Source organism: Streptomyces sp. NPDC002125 (genome assembly GCF_053593715.1).
Genome location: NZ_JBSFDD010000001.1, coordinates 1 through 18,948 on the forward strand (window position 1 = coordinate 1; position 18,948 = coordinate 18,948).

At 69.5% G+C, this 18,948-nt stretch carries 16 protein-coding genes; 4 read left to right on the forward strand and 12 right to left on the reverse strand.

Annotated elements, in window-relative coordinates; all coding sequences use genetic code 11:
• Positions 1-360: 360 nt before the first annotated feature.
• The 3 genes from ACWCQM_RS00005 to thyX all read right to left on the reverse strand — a co-directional run bounded on the left by ACWCQM_RS00005 (position 361) and on the right by thyX (position 3,966).
• Positions 361-2,046: a ribonuclease J gene (locus ACWCQM_RS00005; protein WP_450913131.1), complete on the reverse strand. Its 1,686-nt coding sequence runs from the start codon at positions 2,044-2,046 to the stop codon at positions 361-363.
• Positions 2,047-2,176: 130 nt separating this feature from the next.
• Positions 2,177-3,076 (reverse strand): 4-hydroxy-tetrahydrodipicolinate synthase, encoded by a 900-nt coding sequence (gene dapA / locus ACWCQM_RS00010; protein ID WP_450913132.1) that lies wholly within the window; start codon positions 3,074-3,076, stop codon positions 2,177-2,179.
• Positions 3,077-3,228: 152 nt separating this feature from the next.
• Positions 3,229-3,966, reverse strand: a complete 738-nt coding sequence (thyX, locus tag ACWCQM_RS00015) for an FAD-dependent thymidylate synthase (RefSeq protein WP_450913133.1) — start codon at positions 3,964-3,966, stop codon at positions 3,229-3,231.
• Positions 3,967-4,154: 188 nt separating this feature from the next.
• Here thyX and ACWCQM_RS00020 point away from each other — a divergent pair, with 188 nt between their 5' ends.
• Both ACWCQM_RS00020 and ACWCQM_RS00025 read left to right on the forward strand, forming a co-directional pair.
• On the forward strand, positions 4,155-4,394 hold the full coding sequence (locus ACWCQM_RS00020) for a hypothetical protein (RefSeq protein WP_450913134.1): 240 nt from the start codon (positions 4,155-4,157) through the stop codon (positions 4,392-4,394).
• Between the two features lie 93 nt (positions 4,395-4,487).
• On the forward strand, positions 4,488-5,039 hold the full coding sequence (locus tag ACWCQM_RS00025) for a hypothetical protein (RefSeq protein ID WP_450913135.1): 552 nt from the start codon (positions 4,488-4,490) through the stop codon (positions 5,037-5,039).
• Positions 5,040-5,084: 45 nt separating this feature from the next.
• Here the strand turns inward: ACWCQM_RS00025 and ACWCQM_RS00030 are convergent, their stop codons facing one another.
• The 6 genes from ACWCQM_RS00030 to eccD form a co-directional block, all read right to left on the reverse strand.
• Positions 5,085-5,537 (reverse strand): tetratricopeptide repeat protein, encoded by a 453-nt coding sequence (locus ACWCQM_RS00030; RefSeq protein ID WP_267080094.1) that lies wholly within the window; start codon positions 5,535-5,537, stop codon positions 5,085-5,087.
• Between the two features lie 14 nt (positions 5,538-5,551).
• Positions 5,552-6,304 carry a 4-hydroxy-tetrahydrodipicolinate reductase gene (gene dapB, locus ACWCQM_RS00035; protein ID WP_450913136.1) on the reverse strand — a complete coding sequence of 251 codons (753 nt, stop codon included), beginning with the start codon at positions 6,302-6,304 and terminating at the stop codon, positions 5,552-5,554.
• 23 nt (positions 6,305-6,327) lie between these two features.
• Complete coding sequence (locus ACWCQM_RS00040) at positions 6,328-7,707, reverse strand: M16 family metallopeptidase (RefSeq protein ID WP_450913137.1); 1,380 nt, start codon at positions 7,705-7,707, stop codon at positions 6,328-6,330.
• Positions 7,704-9,917: a polyribonucleotide nucleotidyltransferase gene (locus ACWCQM_RS00045; RefSeq protein ID WP_450913620.1), complete on the reverse strand. Its 2,214-nt coding sequence runs from the start codon at positions 9,915-9,917 to the stop codon at positions 7,704-7,706. The genes ACWCQM_RS00040 and ACWCQM_RS00045 overlap by 4 nt, the downstream gene beginning before the upstream one ends.
• 272 nt (positions 9,918-10,189) lie before the next feature.
• A complete protein-coding gene (rpsO, locus tag ACWCQM_RS00050) occupies positions 10,190-10,480 on the reverse strand; it encodes a 30S ribosomal protein S15 (RefSeq protein WP_003965855.1) in 291 nt (96 codons plus the stop codon).
• Between the two features lie 175 nt (positions 10,481-10,655).
• Positions 10,656-12,137, reverse strand: a complete 1,482-nt coding sequence (eccD, locus tag ACWCQM_RS00055) for a type VII secretion integral membrane protein EccD (RefSeq protein ID WP_450913138.1) — start codon at positions 12,135-12,137, stop codon at positions 10,656-10,658.
• 183 nt (positions 12,138-12,320) lie between these two features.
• Between eccD and eccCa the strand changes: the two genes are divergently transcribed.
• Both eccCa and ACWCQM_RS00065 read left to right on the forward strand, forming a co-directional pair.
• A complete protein-coding gene (eccCa, locus tag ACWCQM_RS00060; RefSeq protein WP_450913139.1) occupies positions 12,321-16,277 on the forward strand; it encodes a type VII secretion protein EccCa in 3,957 nt (1,318 codons plus the stop codon).
• 109 nt (positions 16,278-16,386) lie between these two features.
• Entirely contained in the window at positions 16,387-16,620 is a 234-nt protein-coding gene (locus tag ACWCQM_RS00065; RefSeq protein ID WP_267080084.1) for a DUF397 domain-containing protein, read from the forward strand.
• Between the two features lie 129 nt (positions 16,621-16,749).
• Here the strand turns inward: ACWCQM_RS00065 and ACWCQM_RS00070 are convergent, their stop codons facing one another.
• The 3 genes from ACWCQM_RS00070 to mycP form a co-directional block, all read right to left on the reverse strand.
• Entirely contained in the window at positions 16,750-17,055 is a 306-nt protein-coding gene (locus tag ACWCQM_RS00070; RefSeq protein WP_361586172.1) for a WXG100 family type VII secretion target, read from the reverse strand.
• Positions 17,056-17,105: 50 nt separating this feature from the next.
• A complete protein-coding gene (locus ACWCQM_RS00075; protein WP_073745860.1) occupies positions 17,106-17,456 on the reverse strand; it encodes a hypothetical protein in 351 nt (116 codons plus the stop codon).
• 226 nt (positions 17,457-17,682) lie between these two features.
• Positions 17,683-18,912, reverse strand: a complete 1,230-nt coding sequence (gene mycP, locus ACWCQM_RS00080) for a type VII secretion-associated serine protease mycosin (RefSeq protein WP_450913140.1) — start codon at positions 18,910-18,912, stop codon at positions 17,683-17,685.
• Between the last annotated feature and the right edge of the window lie 36 nt (positions 18,913-18,948).

Sequence of the window (18,948 nt, forward strand, 5' to 3'; positions counted from 1 at the left end):
CTCTATCAGACTCTTTCGTGTCCGATTCCCGGTCGAAGCGGGTTACTGCTTGTTTCGCTTTCCAGTTCTTCGCTTTCGCGTTTCCCTTTCCGGCGGTTCCAACTTTACCAGACTCTTTTTCGTTCCGTTTCCGGTCCGAATTTGATTCCGGCGGCCTGTGGAGTGGCCTTTGCCTTTCGGCGGATCCGACTTTATCAGAGGTTCTGAGTCAGATTTCCCGCCCCTCGCGAGGGTCTCCCGGCGCACAGGTGCGCGGGGTGCTTCCCGTTCAGGCGGAGACGTAAACGTACTGGAGCGGAGCGCCCCGATGCAAATCGGTGCGCTCCGCTCCTGGTTGGCGGCCTTCGGCCGCCTGTCCCGTCAGACCTCGACGACGACCGGAAGGATCATCGGGCGCCGGCGGTAGGTGTCCGACACCCACTTGCCCACGGTGCGACGGACCAGCTGCTGGAGCTGGTGCGGCTCCATCACGCCGTCCTGGGCGGACTTGTTGAGGGCTTCCTCGACCTTGGGCACCACAGCGGTGAACGCACCGTCGTCGATTCCGGAGCCCCGGGCCTGGATGTGGGGGCCGCCCACGATCTTGCCGGAGGAGCTGTCGACCACGATGAAGACCGAGATGATCCCCTCGTCACCGAGGATGCGGCGGTCCTTGAGCGAGGTCTCCGTGACGTCACCGACCGAGAGGCCGTCCACGTACACGTAACCCGCCTGGACCTTGCCGACGATCTTTGCCTTGCCGTCGATGAGGTCGACGACGACGCCGTCCTCCGCGATGACGATGTGGTCCTTCGGCACGCCGGTCAGCGCGCCGAGCTCGGCATTGGCCCGGAGGTGGCGCCATTCGCCGTGCACCGGCATCAGGTTCTTCGGCTTGCAGATGTTGTAGAAGTACAGCAGCTCGCCCGCCGAGGCGTGGCCCGAGACATGGACCTTGGCGTTGCCCTTGTGGACGACGTTCGCGCCCCAGCGGGTCAGGCCGTTGATCACGCGGTAGACCGCGTTCTCGTTGCCCGGGATCAGCGACGAGGCCAGGATCACCGTATCGCCCGGGACGATCCGGATCTGGTGGTCGCGGTTGGCCATGCGGGAGAGGGCCGCCATCGGCTCGCCCTGGGAGCCCGTGCAGACCAGCACGACCTCGTCGTCCGGCAGGTCGTCGAGCGTCTTGACGTCGACGACCAGGCCGGCGGGGACCTTCAAATAGCCCAGGTCACGCGCGATACCCATGTTGCGGACCATGGAGCGTCCGACGAAGGCGACCCTGCGGCCGTACTCGTGGGCGGAGTCCAGGATCTGCTGGATGCGGTGGACGTGGCTGGCGAAGCTCGCCACGATGATGCGCTTCTGGGCGTTGGCGAACACCGTGCGCAGGACGTTGGAGATGTCCCGCTCCGGCGGTACGAAGCCGGGGACCTCTGCGTTCGTCGAGTCGGAGAGGAGAAGGTCGATGCCTTCCTCGCTCAGCCTCGCGAAGGCGTGCAGGTCGGTGAGACGGCCGTCCAGCGGGAGCTGGTCCATCTTGAAGTCACCGGTCGCGACGGCCAGGCCCGCGGGGGTGCGGATCGCCACGGCGAGAGCGTCCGGGATGGAGTGGTTGACCGCGATGAACTCGCAGTCGAACACGCCGATGCGCTCGCGCTGCCCCTCGGCCACCTCGAGGGTGTAGGGACGGATGCGGTGCTCCTGGAGCTTGGCCTCGATGAGCGCGAGGGTCAGCTTGGAGCCGATCAGCGGGATGTCCGGCTTCAGGCGGAGCAGGTAGGGGACGCCGCCGATGTGGTCCTCGTGGCCGTGCGTGAGGACGATGCCCTCGACGTCGTCCAGGCGGTCCCGGATCGTGGTGAAGTCCGGCAGGATCAGGTCGATGCCGGGCTGCTCCTCCTCGGGGAAGAGCACGCCGCAGTCGACGATGAGCAGACGGCCGCCGTACTCGAAGACCGTCATGTTGCGGCCGATCTCGCCCAGGCCGCCCAGCGGGGTGACCCGCAGGCCGCCCTTCGGGAGCTTCGGCGGGGTACCGAGTTCAGGATGCGGATGACTCAAAAGACTCTCCTTACCACGCGCGCCACGTACCGCTGAGGGCACGTGGCGCGCATGTCATTCGTGCACTTGCTGTTGTCAGGTGGTGTTTCCGTCGCGAGTTGCCCCGCTTATTCAGTTGTGAAGTCCGTTGTCAGAGCTGTACCCCGCCGGCGGCCAGATCGATCTTGAGCTGGGCCGTCTCCTGGGCGGTGAGTTCCACCAGGGGGAGGCGCAGCGGCCCGGCGGGCAGGCCCTGAAGGGTCAGCGCGGCCTTGGTGGTGATCACACCCTGGGTGCGGAACATCCCGGTGAAGACGGGGAGCAGCTTCTGGTGGATCTCGGTGGCCTTCTGCACATCACCGCCGAGATGCGCCTCGACGAGCGCGCGCAGCTCCGGGGTGACGACATGGCCGACGACGGAGACGAAGCCGACGGCGCCGACCGAGAGCAGCGGGAGGTTGAGCATGTCGTCGCCGGAGTACCAGGCGAGTCCGGACTGGGCGATGGCCCAGCTGGAGCGGCCCAGGTCTCCCTTGGCGTCCTTGTTGGCGACGATCCTGGGGTGCTCGGCGAGGCGTACGAGCGTCTCGGTGTCGATCGGCACACCGCTGCGGCCGGGAATGTCGTAGAGCATCACCGGCAGTCCGGTGGAGTCCGCTATGGCGCCGAAGTGGCGCAGCAGGCCCTCCTGCGGCGGCTTGTTGTAGTACGGCGTGACGGCGAGGAGGCCGTGTGCGCCGCTGCGCTCGGCCGTGCGGGCCAGCTCGATGCTGTGCCGGGTGTCGTTGGTGCCGACGCCCGCGATGACGTGGGCCCGGTCTCCTACGGCTTCGAGCACAGCCCGTACGAGCTGGTCTTTCTCCGCGTCGCTGGTGGTCGGGGACTCGCCCGTGGTGCCGTTGACGACCAGGCCGTCATTGCCTGCGTCCACCAGATGGGTGGCGAGCCGCTGGGCGCCGTCGAGGTCGAGAGCGCCGTCCGCCGTGAAGGGCGTGACCATAGCGGTGAGGACCCGCCCGAAGGGGGTCTGCGGAGTGGAGATCGGAGCCATGGGTAACACGCTACTCGTTGCTCGGAGCGCCGTACCCCCTCGGGGGGACGAGGAAGAGGAGCCCGGCACTGCCTGCTCGGGGGTTCAAGCAGTGCCGGGTCCGTTTGATCAGCCTAGATGAACTTCACGAAACGTCGCAATACGGACACCGCTTACGGGGCTACACGTCCATTTTTGTTGAAGGCGGCATGAGTGAGCGGCATCAGCGTCTGCCAGTGCTTTTCCATCTGCTCGCCGACCATTTCGATCTCGCGCTGCGGGAACGACGGCACCTTGGCGAGCTCGTGCTGGGTGCGCAGTCCGAGGAAGTGCATCAGCGACCGCGCGTTGCACGTGGCGTACATCGTGGAGAACAGGCCTACGGGGAGCACGGCGCGGGCGACCTCACGGGCGACTCCGGCGGCAAGCATCTCCTGGTAGGCGTCGTAGGCCTGGCGGTACGAGTCCTCCATGGCGCGGCTGGTGAGCTCGTGCTGCTCGGGGGTTCCCTCGACGAACTCGTACTTGCCCGGACGGCCCTGCTGGATGAGCTTGCGGGACTCCCCCGGGACGTAGAAGACGGGTTCGAGCTCCCTGTAGCGGCCCGATTCCTCGTTGTACGACCAGCCCACGCGGTGCCGCATGAACTCGCGGAACACGAAGATCGGGGCGCTGATGAAGAAGGTCATCGAGTTGTGCTCGAAGGGGCTGCCGTGCCGGTCCCGCATCAGGTAGTTGATGAGCCCCTTGGAGCGCTCGGGGTCCTTGGTCACCTCTTCCAGGGACTGCTCACCGGCCGTGGAAACACGGGCCGCGAACAGTACGTCGGAGTCGCTGGCTGCGGATTTCACCAGGTCAACGGTGACATCGCTGCGGAAGAGGGCCTTTGTGGGCTCGGGGGTGTCGGTCACCGGCGGGGGTCCTTCCAATGGCGTCGCTCGGGCGGCGTCCACTCTACGGGCCTCCGGGCGGCGCTCCTGGCAGGCGTCCTGCAGCGGAAAAATCTTGCATGTGTCCGGCGATTCGGGGCACCGAAAGGCCATCCTGTACGTCTGACTCATTAGCAGCACCCGTTACAGAGTTCAAGGAGAGCTTCCTCATGTTCCGCCGGCGTGAATCCGTCCCGTTCTCGTTCGTCGCCGAGGCCGACCGGTTCCGCAGTAATGTCACTCCCCCTCCCCGCGAGCGGGCCAGCACCTCGCAGCTCGCCGCCCGTTCCCTCGTCGGGCTGACGCTGCTCGCCGGCTTCGCCGGATCGCTGCTCCTCGGCCTGCCCGCTCTCGACACCGACCGGACCCCGGCGCACAGCCAGACGTCCGAGGCCTCCCAGCACCGCTGACCCGTACGGGCCCCCTGGGGTGGTAGGCCGGGGGGCTCCTCGGTAGCCTCACCGGGCACAGCAATCGAGCGTGCTTGTGAGTGAGGATCAGTCGTGCCCCTGCCCTTTCTGACGGCCGACCGCGCATTCGACGCGAGCGCGGAGGACATCGCGCTGCCGTTCGACGACCACGACAGCTGGCGGCGGCCGTACCGTCCCGGTCCGTGGCGGGTCGCGGCGGCAGCCACCCTGCTGCTGCTCTCGTCGTTCGTACTGCTCGCGGCGGTGATCATCTCGGTGGCCGGATCGCTGTCGGGCGCGACGGTCTGTTTCGTGCTCTCCGGGCTGGTCATCGCCTGCGCGCTGCGGCTGCTCCGGGTGGGCGCCTGGGTCAGCCGCCATGGCGTCCGCCGGGTGGGCTTCTTCCTCACGACCACCGTGCGGTGGGCGGACGCGGCGGCGGTCCGCACGGTCCAGCAGCCGGTGAAATGGCTCGGTTTCCCGCGTACGGTCCAGGGCCAGGCCCTGCTCGTGGTGCGCCGGACCGGCGAGCCGCTTGCGCCGCTGGTCACCGACCACAACGCGGACTTCCTGGCCCGCGCCGAGGCCTTCGAGCGGGCGACCGACACGATCGAGGCCTGGGGCGACGAGTACCGCACGGGCTGACCCGCCGGAGCTCTTCTGCCGCACGACAAGCCGGTACGGCGCCGCTCAGGCGCGTACCGGCTTGTTCGTGTGCAGGGCGATGGCGCGCTGCATCGCCTTTCGGGCCCGAGGGGTGTCCCTCGCGTCCTGGTAGGCCACCGCCAGCCGGAACCAGCAGCGCCAGTCGTCCGGGCTGTCCTCGGTCTCCTCACGGCGCCGCGCGAAGACGGCGTCGGCGGAGTCGCGGTCGATCCGGCCGGACGGGGTGCGCACCAGCTCGTCGACGGGGAGGCCCCCCTCGGCGTCCAGTTCCGCGGCCAGGGCGTTGGCCCTGCGGACGAACTGGGTGTTCTTCCAGAGGAACCAGATGCCGATCACCGGCAGGATCAGCACCGCCACCCCGAAGGTGACCGTGAGCAGGGTGCCGTGCCGGATGAGCAGGACGCCGCGACTGCCGGCCAGGACGAAGTAGAAGACCAGGACGGCAGCGGTGACGGCGTAGGTGAGCTTTGCGCGCATGGGGTTGGGCCCAGTCAGTTCAGGTCGAGGAAGTGTTCCAGGCCGAAGGTGAGGCCGGGAGTGGTCACCACACGGCGGGTACCGAGCAGGATGCCCGGCATGAAGCTGCTGTGGTGCAGCGAGTCGTGGCGGATGGTGAGGGTCTCGCCCTCGCCGCCCAGCAGGACCTCCTGGTGTGCCAGGAGGCCGCGGAGGCGGACGGAGTGGACCGGGACGCCGTCGACGTCCGCGCCGCGGGCCCCGTCGAGCGCCGTGTCGGTGGCGTCGGGCTGCGGCCCCACTCCGGCCTTGTCACGCGCCGCGGCGATGAGCTGCGCGGTGCGGGTGGCCGTGCCGGAGGGGGCGTCCGCCTTGTTCGGGTGGTGCAGTTCGATGACCTCGACGGACTCGAAGTAGCGGGCGGCCCGCTCCGCGAACTTCATCGTGAGGACCGCGCCAATGGAGAAGTTCGGCGCGATGAGCACACCGGTCCCCGGGGAGCCGGAGAGCCAGGTGTCCAGCTGCGCGAGCCGTTCGTCGGTCCAGCCCGTGGTGCCGACGACCGCGTGGATGCCGTGCCGCAGGCAGAAGTCGAGGTTCTCCATCACCGACGAGGGCGTGGTCAGCTCGACGACCGCCTGGGCGCCGGTCTCCGTGAGGGTCTCCAGCGAGTCGCCGCGGCCGAGCGCGGCCACCAGCTCCATGTCGTCGGCGGCCTCCACGGCTCGTACCGCCTCGGAACCGATGCGTCCCTTGGCGCCGAGAACGGCCACGCGCAGCTTGCTCATGTGTGTTCTTTCCTTACGGGTGGTTAGGAGACCGCTTCCTGGAGGCGGTCCGCCTGCTTGTCCTTCAGCGGGCCGATGACCGAGAGCGAGGGCCGCTGTCCGAGGACATCCGCCGCCACCTCACGGACCTCGTCGGGGGTGACCGCCGCGATCTTGGCCAGCATGTCATCGACGGACATCTGTTCGCCCCAGCAGAGCTCGCTCTTGCCGATGCGGTTCATGAGCGCGCCCGTGTCCTCCAGGCCGAGGACGGTCGAACCGGCGAGCTGGCCGACGGCGCGGCCGATCTCCTCGTCGGCGAGACCGTCGCTCGCCACGCGGTCGAGCTCGTCCCGGCAGATCTTGAGGACGTCGTGCACCTGGCTCGGCCGGCAGCCCGCGTACACGCCGAAGAGCCCGCAGTCGGCGAAGCCCGAGGTGTACGAGTACACGCTGTAGGCCAGGCCGCGCTTCTCCCGTACCTCCTGGAAGAGGCGCGAGCTCATGCCGCCGCCGAGCGCGGTGTTCAGGACGCCGAGGGCCCAGCGGCGCTCGTCGGTCCTGGCCAGGCCGGGCATGCCGAGGACGATGTGGGCCTGCTCGGTCCTGCGGTTCAGCAGCTCGACCTTGCCGGCCGCGCGCAGCGTGCGGGAGCCGGCACGGGGCGCCGTGGGCACGGCGTCGGTGCGGCTCAGGGCGCCCGCGCGCTCGAAGGCCCTGCGGACCTGGCGCACGACCGTGGCGTGGTCGACGTTGCCCGCCGCGGCGACGACGAGGCGCGTGGGGTCGTAGTGCTTCTTGTAGAAGCGCGCGATCTGCCCGCGGTCCAGGGCGTTGACCGTGTCGACGGTGCCGAGGACCGGGCGGCCCAGCGGGGTGTCGCCGAGCATGGTGTGCGCGAACAGGTCGTGCACGCAGTCGCCCGGGTCGTCCTCCGTCATCGCGATCTCCTCGAGGATGACACCGCGCTCGGCGTCGACGTCCTCGGGGGCGATCAGGGAGCCGGTCAGCATGTCGCAGACGACATCGATGGCCAGCGGAAGGTCGGTGTCCAGGACCCGCGCGTAGTAGCAGGTGTACTCCTTCGCCGTGAAGGCGTTCATCTCGCCGCCGACCGCGTCGATCGCGGACGAGATGTCGAGGGCGCTGCGCTTGGCCGTGCCCTTGAAGAGGAGGTGTTCGAGGTAGTGCGTCGCACCGTTCAGGGAGGGCGTCTCGTCGCGGGAGCCGACGTTGGCCCAGATGCCGAAGGTGGCGGAGCGGACGGAGGGCAGCGTCTCGGTGACGACGCGGAGGCCGCCGGGGAGAGTGGTCCGGCGGACGGTGCCGATGCCGTTGCTGCCCTTGAGAAGGGTTTGGGTACGGGCGACGGCCCGCCCCTCCGAGGAGGGGCGGGCCGTCGTCACGGAACTACGGGACGTCACTTGTCGGTGTCGTCCTTCTTCTCGTCTTCTTCACCCTCGATGACGGGGATGAGGGAGAGCTTGCCGCGGGAGTCGATCTCCGCGATCTCGACCTGGACCTTGGCGCCGACGCCGAGCACGTCCTCGACGTTCTCCACGCGCTTGCCACCGGCGAGCTTGCGGATCTGCGAGATGTGCAGCAGGCCGTCCTTGCCGGGCATCAGGGAGACGAAGGCACCGAAGGTGGTGGTCTTGACGACCGTACCCAGGTAGCGCTCGCCGACCTCCGGCATGGTCGGGTTGGCGATGGCGTTGATCGTGGCGCGGGCGGCCTCGGCCTGCGAGCCCTGCTGGGCACCGATGTAGATGGTGCCGTCGTCCTCGATCGTGATGTCGGCGCCGGTGTCCTCCTGGATCTGGTTGATCATCTTGCCCTTGGGGCCGATGACCTCACCGATCTTGTCCACCGGGATCTTGACGGTGATGATCCGCGGGGCGTTCGGGGACATCTCGTCCGGGACGTCGATGGCCTCGTTCATGACGTCCAGGATGTGCAGACGCGCGTCACGGGCCTGCTTCAGCGCGGCGGCCAGGACCGAGGCGGGGATGCCGTCGAGCTTGGTGTCGAGCTGGAGCGCGGTCACGAACTGCTTCGTGCCGGCGACCTTGAAGTCCATGTCGCCGAAGGCGTCCTCCGCACCGAGGATGTCGGTGAGGGCGACGTAGTGCGTCTTGCCGTCGATCTCCTGCGAGATCAGGCCCATGGCGATACCGGCGACGGCGGCCTTGAGGGGCACACCGGCGTTCAGCAGGGACATGGTGGAGGCGCAGACCGAGCCCATGGACGTCGAGCCGTTGGAGCCCAGCGCCTCGGAGACCTGGCGGATCGCGTAGGGGAACTCCTCGCGCGACGGCAGCACCGGCACGATGGCGCGCTCGGCGAGCGCGCCGTGGCCGATCTCGCGGCGCTTGGGCGAGCCCACGCGGCCGGTCTCACCGACGGAGTACGGCGGGAAGTTGTAGTTGTGCATGTAGCGCTTGCGGGTCACCGGGGAGAGGGTGTCCAGCTGCTGCTCCATGCGGAGCATGTTGAGGGTGGTGACGCCCAGGATCTGGGTCTCGCCACGCTCGAACAGCGCCGAGCCGTGCACGCGCGGGATGGCCTCGACCTCGGCGGCGAGCGTACGGATGTCCGTGACGCCGCGGCCGTCGATGCGGACCTTGTCCTTGATGACGCGCTCGCGGACCAGCTTCTTGGTCAGCGCGCGGTAGGCACCCGAGATCTCCTTCTCGCGGCCCTCGAAGGCCGGGAGGAGCTTCTCGCCCGCGATCTCCTTGATGCGGTCCAGCTCCGCCTCGCGCTCCTGCTTGCCGGCGATGGTGAGCGCCTTGGCGAGCTCGGTGCTGACGGCCTTGCTGAGCGCCTCCAGGACGTCGTCCTGGTAGTCGAGGAAGACCGGGAACTCACCGGTGGGCTTGGCGGCCTTGGCGGCGAGGTCGGACTGGGCCTTGCAGAGCGTCTTGATGAAGGGCTTCGCGGCTTCCAGACCGGCGGCGACGACCTCTTCGGTCGGGGCCTCGGCGCCGTCCTTGACGAGCTGGATGGTCTTCTCGGTGGCCTCGGCCTCGACCATCATGATCGCGACGTCGCCGTCCTCGAGGACGCGACCGGCGACGACCATGTCGAAGACGGCGTCCTCGAGCTCGGTGTGTGTCGGGAAGGCGACCCACTGGCCCTTGATCAGGGCGACGCGGGTGGCGCCGATCGGGCCGGAGAAGGGCAGGCCCGCCAGGATCGTGGAGGCGGAGGCGGCGTTGATCGCGACCACGTCGTACAGGTGGTCGGGGTTGAGCGCCATGATCGTCTCGACGATCTGGATCTCGTTGCGCAGGCCCTTCTTGAAGGAGGGGCGCAGCGGCCGGTCGATCAGGCGGCAGGTGAGGATCGCGTCCTCGGAGGGGCGGCCCTCCCGGCGGAAGAAGGAGCCGGGGATCTTGCCGGCGGCGTACTGCCGCTCCTCGACGTCCACCGTGAGGGGGAAGAAGTCGAGGTTGTCCTTGGGCCGCTTGGAAGCGGTGGTGGCCGACAGCACCATGGTGTCGTCGTCCAGGTACGCGACGGCGGAGCCTGCGGCCTGCTTGGCCAGGCGGCCCGTCTCGAAGCGGATGGTGCGGGTGCCGAAGGTGCCGTTGTCGATCACGGCTTCGGCGTAGTGGGTCTCGTTCTCCACTAGTGATTTCTCCATACTCGTCGTCTTTCGTCCTGCCGCCCGTGTGGCGGAGGACGGTGCGGAGAAGCGCACCGTGTGTGCGGGCCGGTCTTCGATCGAAGCCCCCGGGCGTTGCCCCGGGCGCCACTACCGAGGACCGGCGGCGGCCGTGGGGCGCTTCTCCTCGTTCACTTGTCGTGCCTCCAGGTTACTGAGCGGAACCCGGGTCGCGCACGTACAGCAAAGGGAGCGGCCCCCTGGAACCCGGGGTGCCGCTCCCTCCCACAGCGTCCTTACTTGGCGCCGCCGGCCGCACCGCGGCGGATGCCGAGGCGGTCGACGAGCGCACGGAAGCGCTGGATGTCCTTCTTGGCCAGGTACTGCAGAAGACGGCGACGCTGGCCGACGAGGATCAGCAGACCCCGGCGGGAGTGGTGGTCGTGCTTGTGCGTCTTGAGGTGCTCCGTCAGGTCCGAGATCCGGCGGGAGAGCATGGCGACCTGGACCTCGGGGGATCCGGTGTCACCCTCCTTCTGGGCGAACTCGGACATGATCTGCTTCTTCGTAGCGGCGTCGAGCGGCACGCGTACTCCTCTTGATGTTCGATGCGCCCACGAGTGCCCCTGGTCTTGATCTCAGGGGAGCTTCCATGACTCGGAGGCGAAGGTCCGATGAGCGCAGCCCCCAGGAAGACCCGGAGGCGCGTACACAAACGGCCACCAGTCAGAGTACCAGCCGCCCGGAGCGGCTCCGACAGCGTCAGCTGGTCATGGCCCTGGCGCGGGCGAAGACGTCGAGCACGGCGAGGCAGAGCGGGACCAGGGAGAGCAGCAGGGCGCTCTCCGTGAGGTCGAGGAGCCTGCCCCAGAAGGGGGACAGTCCCTTGCGGGGGATGACGAGGCCGATCGCGGTGAGCAGGGCGGCGCCCGCGGCGACGGCTGCGGAGAGCCAGATCGTACGGATGTCGAGGGAGCCGCGGTCGCCGTAGCGCACCAGGTCGTAGAGCAGGTCGGTCGGCGGGTTGAGCGAGAGGCCGAGGACCAGGAGGGCGACGGCGCCGATCCCGGCGACCAGCACACAGGCGACCTGGGAGGTGTAGCGGAAGAGGCGGGCGCGCAGGAGCATCGAGAGTCCGGCGGCGAGGGCGAGCACCTGGCCCCAGATGCTGTCCGAGAAGCCGAGGACCGCGGCGGAGCCGACGACGACCGCGGAGCAGCCGCCGACGAGGCCGAGCAGCATCTCGTGGCCGCGGCGGGCCTGCGCCGCGATGCGGTCGGCGTCGACGGGCTCGCCGTCGGCCTCGGGCGTGGAGCCCGGCTCGGGGAAGGAGTCGTCGTATCCGGCGGGGGCGGTGCGTGGGGAGGCGTAGCCGATGGGCAGCCGGGCGAAGCGGGCCGAGAGGCCGGGCAGGAAGGCGACCAGGCCGAGGGCGACGACAGCGCAGACCGCGGCGGTCTCGGTGGCGGTGGCCTCGGTGAGGATCGCCACGAAGGTGGCGAGAGTGCCGACGGTGGCGAGGAAGGTCGCCGCCACGAAGGGCGCGTCACCGCTGGGGGTGAGGGCGACCAGGACGACGGAGGCGAGGAGGACCGCGACGCAGCCGAGCAGGAACTGCAGCCGGCCGGGGCCCTGGCCGGCGTCCGGGCCGATGATGCCGGAGCCCGCGATGAGGACGAGGGGCAGCGCGCCGAGTCCCAGGGCGACGGCCGTCGCGCGGTCGGCGTAGACCCGGGCGCGCACTCCCGCGAAGGCTGTCAGCAGGAGTCCCGCCGATCCGGCGATGATGCCGGGAAGGCTGTGCATGTCGTGGCGTACGGGGTCGGCGAACCAGAGCACGAAGCCCATCAGGACGAGCAGCAGTACGCCGCCCACCAGGCCGGCGCCGCGCAGGAGTTCGTCGCTCCACAGGTGACGGTCGCGGGTGACGGCGGAGGCGACGGCGTCCGACACGTCGTCGAAGACGGCGGGGGGCAGCGACTGTGCGAACGGACGCAGGCTGAGGAGTTCGCCGTCGAGCACCTGCTGCGCGGAGAGGGTGCGGGCGCCGTCCAGGACGGTGCCGTCACGGCGTACGAGGTGATAGCCGGTGGGTGCTCCGGCGGCCTGGGTCTGGCCCGTGAGACGCAGGATCTCGGGGTAGACGTCGGCGACGGCGATGTCTTCCGGGAGGGCGACGTCGATCCGGCTGTCGGGCGCCACGACGGTGACGCGGCAGAAGCCCGTCGCTGCGGTCGTACTCACGTGTCTGGTCCCCCTGATTCGCGGTTGCGCACAGTGCGGCGCCACCCTACCGGGAGGGGGGAAGGTGATCTGCAAGTAGGATCACCGTCGCGCGGATCCGAGTCCGCAGCAAACGCAGCCACGGGGGCGTCGGTGCGGAGCGACCGGCCTTCCGCCCGTCCGCATCGAGGGATTGATGTTCCGGTGAGCCAGATCGTCGTGAAACGACCTCCGCGGTCACTGCCGCCGGAAGTGCCCTCTGACGAGTTGACTTTGGAGGCTCCTCCCGAACTGCCCCGCGGGCAGCAGGAGGGCATGCTGATGCAGATCCTGCCGGTGCTCGGCATGGGCTCGTCGGTGGTCTTCTTCTTCTCTCCGCAGGCGCCTCCGTTCATGCGGATCATGGGTGTCCTGATGCTGGTCTCGACCGTCGGCATGGTGGTCGCCCAGCTCGTCCGGCACCGTCGCGGTACGCAAGGGCAAATGGGCGATGTCCGACGTGACTACCTGAAGTACCTCTCCCAGACGCGTCGGACGGTGCGCCGGACGGCCCGCGCCCAGCGCGATGTGCAGCTCTATCTGCACCCCGCTCCCGAGCAGTTGTGGTCGGTGGTGGCCGAGGGCAGCCGGGTGTGGGAGCGGCGCGTCGGCGACAAGGACTTCGCCCAGGTGCGGCTGGGGCTCGGCGCGCAGCAGCTGTCGACCCCGCTGATCGCCCCGGACACGGCTCCGGTGGACGAGCTGGAGCCGATGTGCGCGGGGGCGATGCAGCAGTTCCTGGCGGTGCACGGGTCGTTGGACGGGCTGCCGATGGCGGTCTCGATGCGGGCCTTCTACCACGTGACGGTCTCGGGCCGGCCGGAGTCCGCGCAGTCCACCGCGCGTTCCCTGGTGGCGCAGCTGGTGACGCTGCACTCCCCCGAGGACCTGGTGGTCGCCGTGGTGGCGGCTCCGCACGCGGTGGCACGCTGGGACTGGGCGAAGTGGCTGCCGCACGCGCAGGTGCCGGGGCAGGTCGACGGGGCCGGTACGAAGCGACTGTTCGGCGACGACCTGGGCGAGCTGGAGACGCTGCTGGCGGGCCGGCTGGAGGGCAGGCCGCGGTTCGGCCGGGAGAGCCAGCCGGTGCTCGACCAGCCGCACGTCGTGGTGGTCCTGGACGGCGGGATGGTGCCGCCGGACTCGCTGTTCGCGGCGGCCGAGGGGCTCCAGGGCGTGACCATCGTCGAGGTGGTGTCCGGCGAGCTGGACGAGCTGCGCGGCGGTCTGTCCGTGGTGGTGCGGCCGGGGCTGCTGCGGCTGGAGTCCGGTGGCGGGCTGGCGTACGAGGGCGTGCCGGACACGATGTCGCCGGAGGCCGCGGAGGCGCTGGCCAGGCAGCTCGCGCCGCTGCGCATGGGCGGGGGCGACGACGACGAACCGCTGCTGGCCAATCTGGACTTCACCGATCTGCTGAATCTCGGGGACGCGGGCTCGGTCGATGTGGCGCGCACCTGGCGGCCCCGGTCGGTGTCGGAGCGGCTTCGGGTGCCGATCGGTGTCGGCGAGGACGGCCAGCCGGTGATGCTGGACCTGAAGGAGGCCGCGCAGGACGGCATGGGCCCGCACGGGCTGTGTGTCGGTGCGACGGGTTCCGGGAAGTCGGAGCTGCTGCGGACGCTGGTTCTCGGGCTCGCGGTCACGCACTCCTCGGAGACGCTGAACTTCGTGCTCGCCGACTTCAAGGGCGGCGCGACGTTCGCGGGGATGTCCCAGATGCCGCACGTGGCGGCGGTCATCACGAACCTCGCGGACGACCTCACGCTGGTCGACCGCATGGGCGACGCGATCCGCGGTGAGCTCCAGCGCAGGCAGGAGCTGCTGCGCTCGGCGGGCAACTACGCCAACATCCACGACTACGAGAAGGCCCGGGCGGCGGGCGCGGCTCTGGAGCCGCTGGCCTCGCTGGTGCTGGTGATCGACGAGTTCTCCGAACTCCTCACCGCCAAGCCGGACTTCATCGAGATGTTCATCCAGATCGGACGCATCGGCCGTTCGCTGGGTGTGCATCTGCTGCTGGCCTCGCAGCGCCTGGAGGAGGGCAAGCTGCGCGGCCTGGACACCTATCTCTCGTACCGGATCGGTCTGCGGACCTTCTCGGCGGCCGAGTCGCGTACGGCGCTGGGCGTGCCGGACGCGTACCACCTGCCGTCGGTGCCGGGTTCCGGCTATCTGAAGTTCGGCACGGACGAGATGACCCGCTTCAAGGCGGCGTACGTCTCGGGGACCTACCGCACGGGCGGCCCCGATCTGTCGGTGGGCCGGCTGCCGATCGAGCGGCGGCCCGCGGTGTTCAGCGCCGCTCCGGTGCCGGTGGTGTACGCGGCGCCCGATCCCGCGCATCTCGCGGCCCGGGCCTCGGCGGAGGACGACGCGCTCGCCGACACGGTGCTCGATGTGATCGTGCGGCGTCTGGAGGGGCAGGGCGTGCCCGCCCACCAGGTGTGGCTGCCGCCGCTGGACCAGGCGCCGACGCTGGACCAGCTGCTGCCGGGGCTCGCGCCGACCGCGGACCGGGGGTTCACGGCGACGGAGTACACCAGGCCCGGTGGTCTCACGGTGCCGCTCGGGCTGATCGACAAGCCCTTCGAGCAGCGGCGCGAGGTGCTGTACCGGGACTTCTCGGGTGCGGCCGGGCACATGCTGGTCGTGGGTGGTCCGCAGTCCGGCAAGTCGACGCTGATCCGGACGCTGATCTCCTCGTTCGCGCTCACCCACACCCCGCACGAGGTGCAGTTCTACGGACTGGACTTCGGCGGTGGCGGTCTCGTCTCGCTGGCGGACCTGCCGCACGTCGGCGGGATGGCCTCGCGTCTGGACCCCGAGCGGGTGCGGCGGACGGTCGCGGAGGTCGGGGGCGTGCTCAACCGGCGCGAGGAGTTCTTCCGCGCGCACTCCATCGACTCCATCGCCACCTACCGCCGCAAGCGCGCGCAGGGCGAACTGCCCGGCGAGGCGTGGGGCGACGTGTTCCTGGTCATCGACGGCTGGGGCGGCTTCCGCGGCGAGTACGAGGGGCTGGAGCAGGTCGTCACGGAGATCGCCGCGCGCGGTCTCGGCTACGGCGTGCACGTCGTGATCACCGCGGCCCGCTACATGGAGGTGCGGGCGGCGCTGAAGGACCAGATCCTCGGGCGGCTCGAACTGCGCCTCGGTGACGTCATGGACTCCGAGTTCGACCGCAAGGTCGCGGCGAACGTCCCGGCGGGGGTGCCCGGCCGCGGCCAGGTCCCGCAGAAGCTGCACTTCATGGGCGCCCTGCCGCGCATCGACTCCGTCAGCAGCGGTACGGACCTCTCCGACGGCACGGCGGCGTTCGTCGCGGCGGTGAGGTCGAACTGGGCGGGCCCGGTGGCCCCGGCCGTGCGGCTGCTGCCGCGCAAGCTTCCGGCGGACCAGCTGCCCAAGGGCTTCGAGTTCCCCGAGCGGGGCATCGCGATCGGTATCGACGAGACGTCGCTGGAGCCGGTGTTCGTCGACTTCGAGACCGATCCGTTCTTCCTGATCTTCGGTGAGAGCGAGTCCGGGAAGACGAATCTGCTGCGGCTGATCGCCAAGCAGATCGGGGAGCGCTACTCCCCCGACGAGGCGAAGATCGTCGTCGGCGACTACCGCCGCGCGCTGCTGGGCGCGCTTCCCGAGGAGCATCTGCTGGAGTACGCGCCGATGGCGAGCGCCATGCAGATGCACATGGAGGCGCTGGCCGGGGTGTTCGCGCGCCGGCAGCCGCCGACCGATGTGACTCCGCAGCAGCTGCGGGACCGCAGCTGGTGGTCCGGGCCGCAGATCTTCATCATCGTCGACGACTACGACCTGGTGGCGACCAACGCGGGCAACCCGCTGGCACCGCTCGCGGAGTACCTGCCGTTCGCCCGGGACACCGGGGTCCGGTTCATCATCGCGCGGAACTCCGCCGGTGCCTCGCGTGCGATGTACGAGGGCTTCATGCAGCGCATCAAGGAGCTGGGCGCCCAGGGTGTGGTGCTGTCCGGCGATCCTTCCGAGGGCGACCTGATCGGCTCGGTGCGCGGTCACACGATGCCGCAGGGCCGCGGGTACTTCGCGTCGCGCAGGCGCGGGACCCCGCTGGTGCAGACGGGACGGCTCCCGGAGCAGCACTGAAGCCACTCCCCCGTGCACGACGATCGCCGTTCCCGCCCCCCGGGTACGGCGGTCCGGGGATAATCGGCGCGGATCACAGGGATCGTCACGTCACACGGAAAGGCGTCTGATGGGCACGCAGCAGGAGAAGGACGAGCTGTACGCACTCGACATCTCGGGGGCGGAGTGGCTGAGCGCCCCCGGCACGGAGGAGGCGGAGGAACGGGTCGAGATCGCGCATCTGCCGGGCGGTGCCGTGGCGATGCGGTCCTCCTTGGACCCGGAGACCGTGCTGCGCTACACGGAGGCCGAGTGGCGCGCCTTCGTACTGGGCGCACGGGACGGCGAGTTCGACCTGAAGTAGCGTCACCGGCCGGACGCCGAACCGGCCGGTGACGGACCGACCCGCGCAGGACGCGGAAGAGGGGCACGGCCCGGTGGGCGTGCCCCTCTTCCGTGCGTGGCCGGCACCGGGGGGCCCGGCGCCGCGAGGTCAGTACGCCTCGGTGAACAGGCGCGAGGCCTTGACGTCGGTGGAACGGTAGCTGTCCTTGCCGTTCTCGATGATCTTCGCGACGTGCTCCAGCCGGTCCTTCATGTGGTCGGCCTTGCCCTTGTACTGCTTCTGGAGGCTGACGTACCCGGCGTGGGCGTCACCGTCCCAGGTGTCCGTGACGACCTTCAGGGCCGCGTCCATCTCCTCGAGGTCCTTGATGATGTTGCGCGACACCGTGCGGATGCGGTTCGCCATCTCCTGGACGCTCTCGTACCTGACCTTGGTGTTCGGATCTCCGGCCATCTGTCTGCTCCTCGGTTTTCAGCGTGTACGAACGGGTGCTGCGAGCCGGCTCAGAGGTTGTTGAGCCCGGAGGTGTTGCCCGAGGAGGCGGACTCCTTCACGGCGTTGAAGGCCGCGCGGACCTCGTCGTCGTTGGCGTTGCTGAGGTTCTTCGTCTGGCTCACACCGTTGAGGAGGACGCCCAGCAGCCGGCGGATGTCGTCGTGGTCCTCGTTGATCACGATCTGTGCGGATGTGAATCCCCCGGCACCGACACCGGTCCATCCCGCACTGACCGTCGCCAGGATGTCGGCCAGCTCGCGGGACTGCTTGGACACCGCCTGGGACGTCTCGATGATCTTGTTCTTGGCCTGGACGATCGGATCGTCGCCAAGCCCGAAACCGGAACCGGTGTTGCTCATCCGGAGGTCCTATCTCTCAGTTCCCGGGCCTGTCCGCGGACCGCGGACAGGCTTGTTGCTGCACGGGGTCCCGGAAGCCTCCGGCGGTGACCGCACACACCGGAATCGGACTCTGCCACTTCTCGTTCCCCCGTCACACACGTGAAGTCTGCTACCACCCTAGCCACATCGGCATCTCTCCCCAACTGCGCTTTACGGTGAGAGATCTACTTCACTGGACGTCCTCTCAGCGCAAACCGCGCCGTCGCCGGACATCACGGACGACCGTGGCCGTTCCGGCGACGACGCAGACCAGGACGGCCGCCAGCGCCAGCGCGTAGGTCGCGTAGCGCTCGCTGCGCTCCTGCGAGGTCTCGGACATCGCCAGGTGCGCCGGCCGGGGCGCGGGGGCCTTGGCGGGTGCGGGGTCCGGGCGCGGGGACGCGAGCGGGGTGTCGTCCTTGTCGCCGGCCAGCGCCCGTACGGGATCGACGACGCCCCAGCCGACGAAGGAGTCGTGGCCCCTGATGGAGCGTTCGGCGGTCTGCTCGATCCGGGCGACGATCTCGGCGGGGCTCCAGTCCGGGTACTTCGCGACCAGGAGGGCGGCGACCCCCGCGACGTAGGGCGCCGAGAAGCTGGTGCCGTTGTCGGTGCACTGGCCGTCGCCCGGGACCGTGGACACGATGTCGACGCCCGGCGCGGCGACGCCGACGAAGTCACCGGCCTGGGAGAAGGGCGCGCGTTCGTTGTTGCGGTCGGACGAGGCGACGGCGAGCACACCGGGGAAGGCCGCCGGATAGGTCTGCTTCGGCTTGCCGTCCATGCCGTCGTTGCCCGCGGAGGCTACGACGACGATGTCCTTCGCGAGTGCCCTGGCGACGGCCCTGCCCAGCGCGGAGTCCTCGGACAGCGGCTTGGTGGTGTCCTGGGAGATGTTGATGACCTGGGCGCCCTTGGCGATCGCGTGGTCGATCGCGGTGGCCATCGTGGTGTCCTTGCCGCTGTTCTTCTCGTCGTTCTGCCGGATCGGGATGATCGTGGCCTCGGGGGCGAGCCCGACGAATCCGGTGCCCTTGCGGGGGCGGGCGGCGATGATGCCGGCGACCTTGGTGCCGTGGCCGACCTCGTCCGTGGTGCCGTCGGCGCTGCCGCCCTTCAGGAGGTTGCGCCCCGCGGAGGTGTCGACCGCCTCCCTGAGCTGCGGGTTGGCGTTGTCCACGCCGGTGTCGATGACCGCGACCCGCACGCCCTTGCCCTTGGTGTCCTGCCACAGTTCGTCGAGCAGGACGCGCTGGAGCGACCAGGGCCTGCCCTCGAACTGCTCCTTCATCGGGAAGGTGCATTCACCGCTGCCGTCCAGGACCGGTCCCGTCCCGTCCTGCGGCCCGTCCGTGGCGTACGCCGTGTTCGGCGCCACCAGTGCGGCCAGTGCGGCGGTGGCCGCCGTCAGTACGGCCGTCTTCCGGTGCAACATCTCTTCCTCTCCCCCGGGTCCCGCGTGCGTGACGAT

Excerpts from the sequence above, each read along its gene's own strand:
- dapA (WP_450913132.1), bottom strand. The coding sequence starts at position 3,076 with ATGGCTCCGATCTCCACTCCGCAGACCCCCTTCGGGCGGGTCCTCACC.
- ACWCQM_RS00020 (WP_450913134.1), top strand. The coding sequence starts at position 4,155 with ATGTTCCGCCGGCGTGAATCCGTCCCGTTCTCGTTCGTCGCCGAGGCC.
- ACWCQM_RS00030 (WP_267080094.1), bottom strand. The coding sequence starts at position 5,537 with ATGCGCGCAAAGCTCACCTACGCCGTCACCGCTGCCGTCCTGGTCTTC.
- dapB (WP_450913136.1), bottom strand. The coding sequence starts at position 6,304 with ATGAGCAAGCTGCGCGTGGCCGTTCTCGGCGCCAAGGGACGCATCGGT.
- ACWCQM_RS00065 (WP_267080084.1), top strand. The coding sequence starts at position 16,387 with ATGGGCACGCAGCAGGAGAAGGACGAGCTGTACGCACTCGACATCTCG.
- ACWCQM_RS00070 (WP_361586172.1), bottom strand. The coding sequence starts at position 17,055 with ATGGCCGGAGATCCGAACACCAAGGTCAGGTACGAGAGCGTCCAGGAG.
- ACWCQM_RS00075 (WP_073745860.1), bottom strand. The coding sequence starts at position 17,456 with ATGAGCAACACCGGTTCCGGTTTCGGGCTTGGCGACGATCCGATCGTC.
- mycP (WP_450913140.1), bottom strand. The coding sequence starts at position 18,912 with ATGTTGCACCGGAAGACGGCCGTACTGACGGCGGCCACCGCCGCACTG.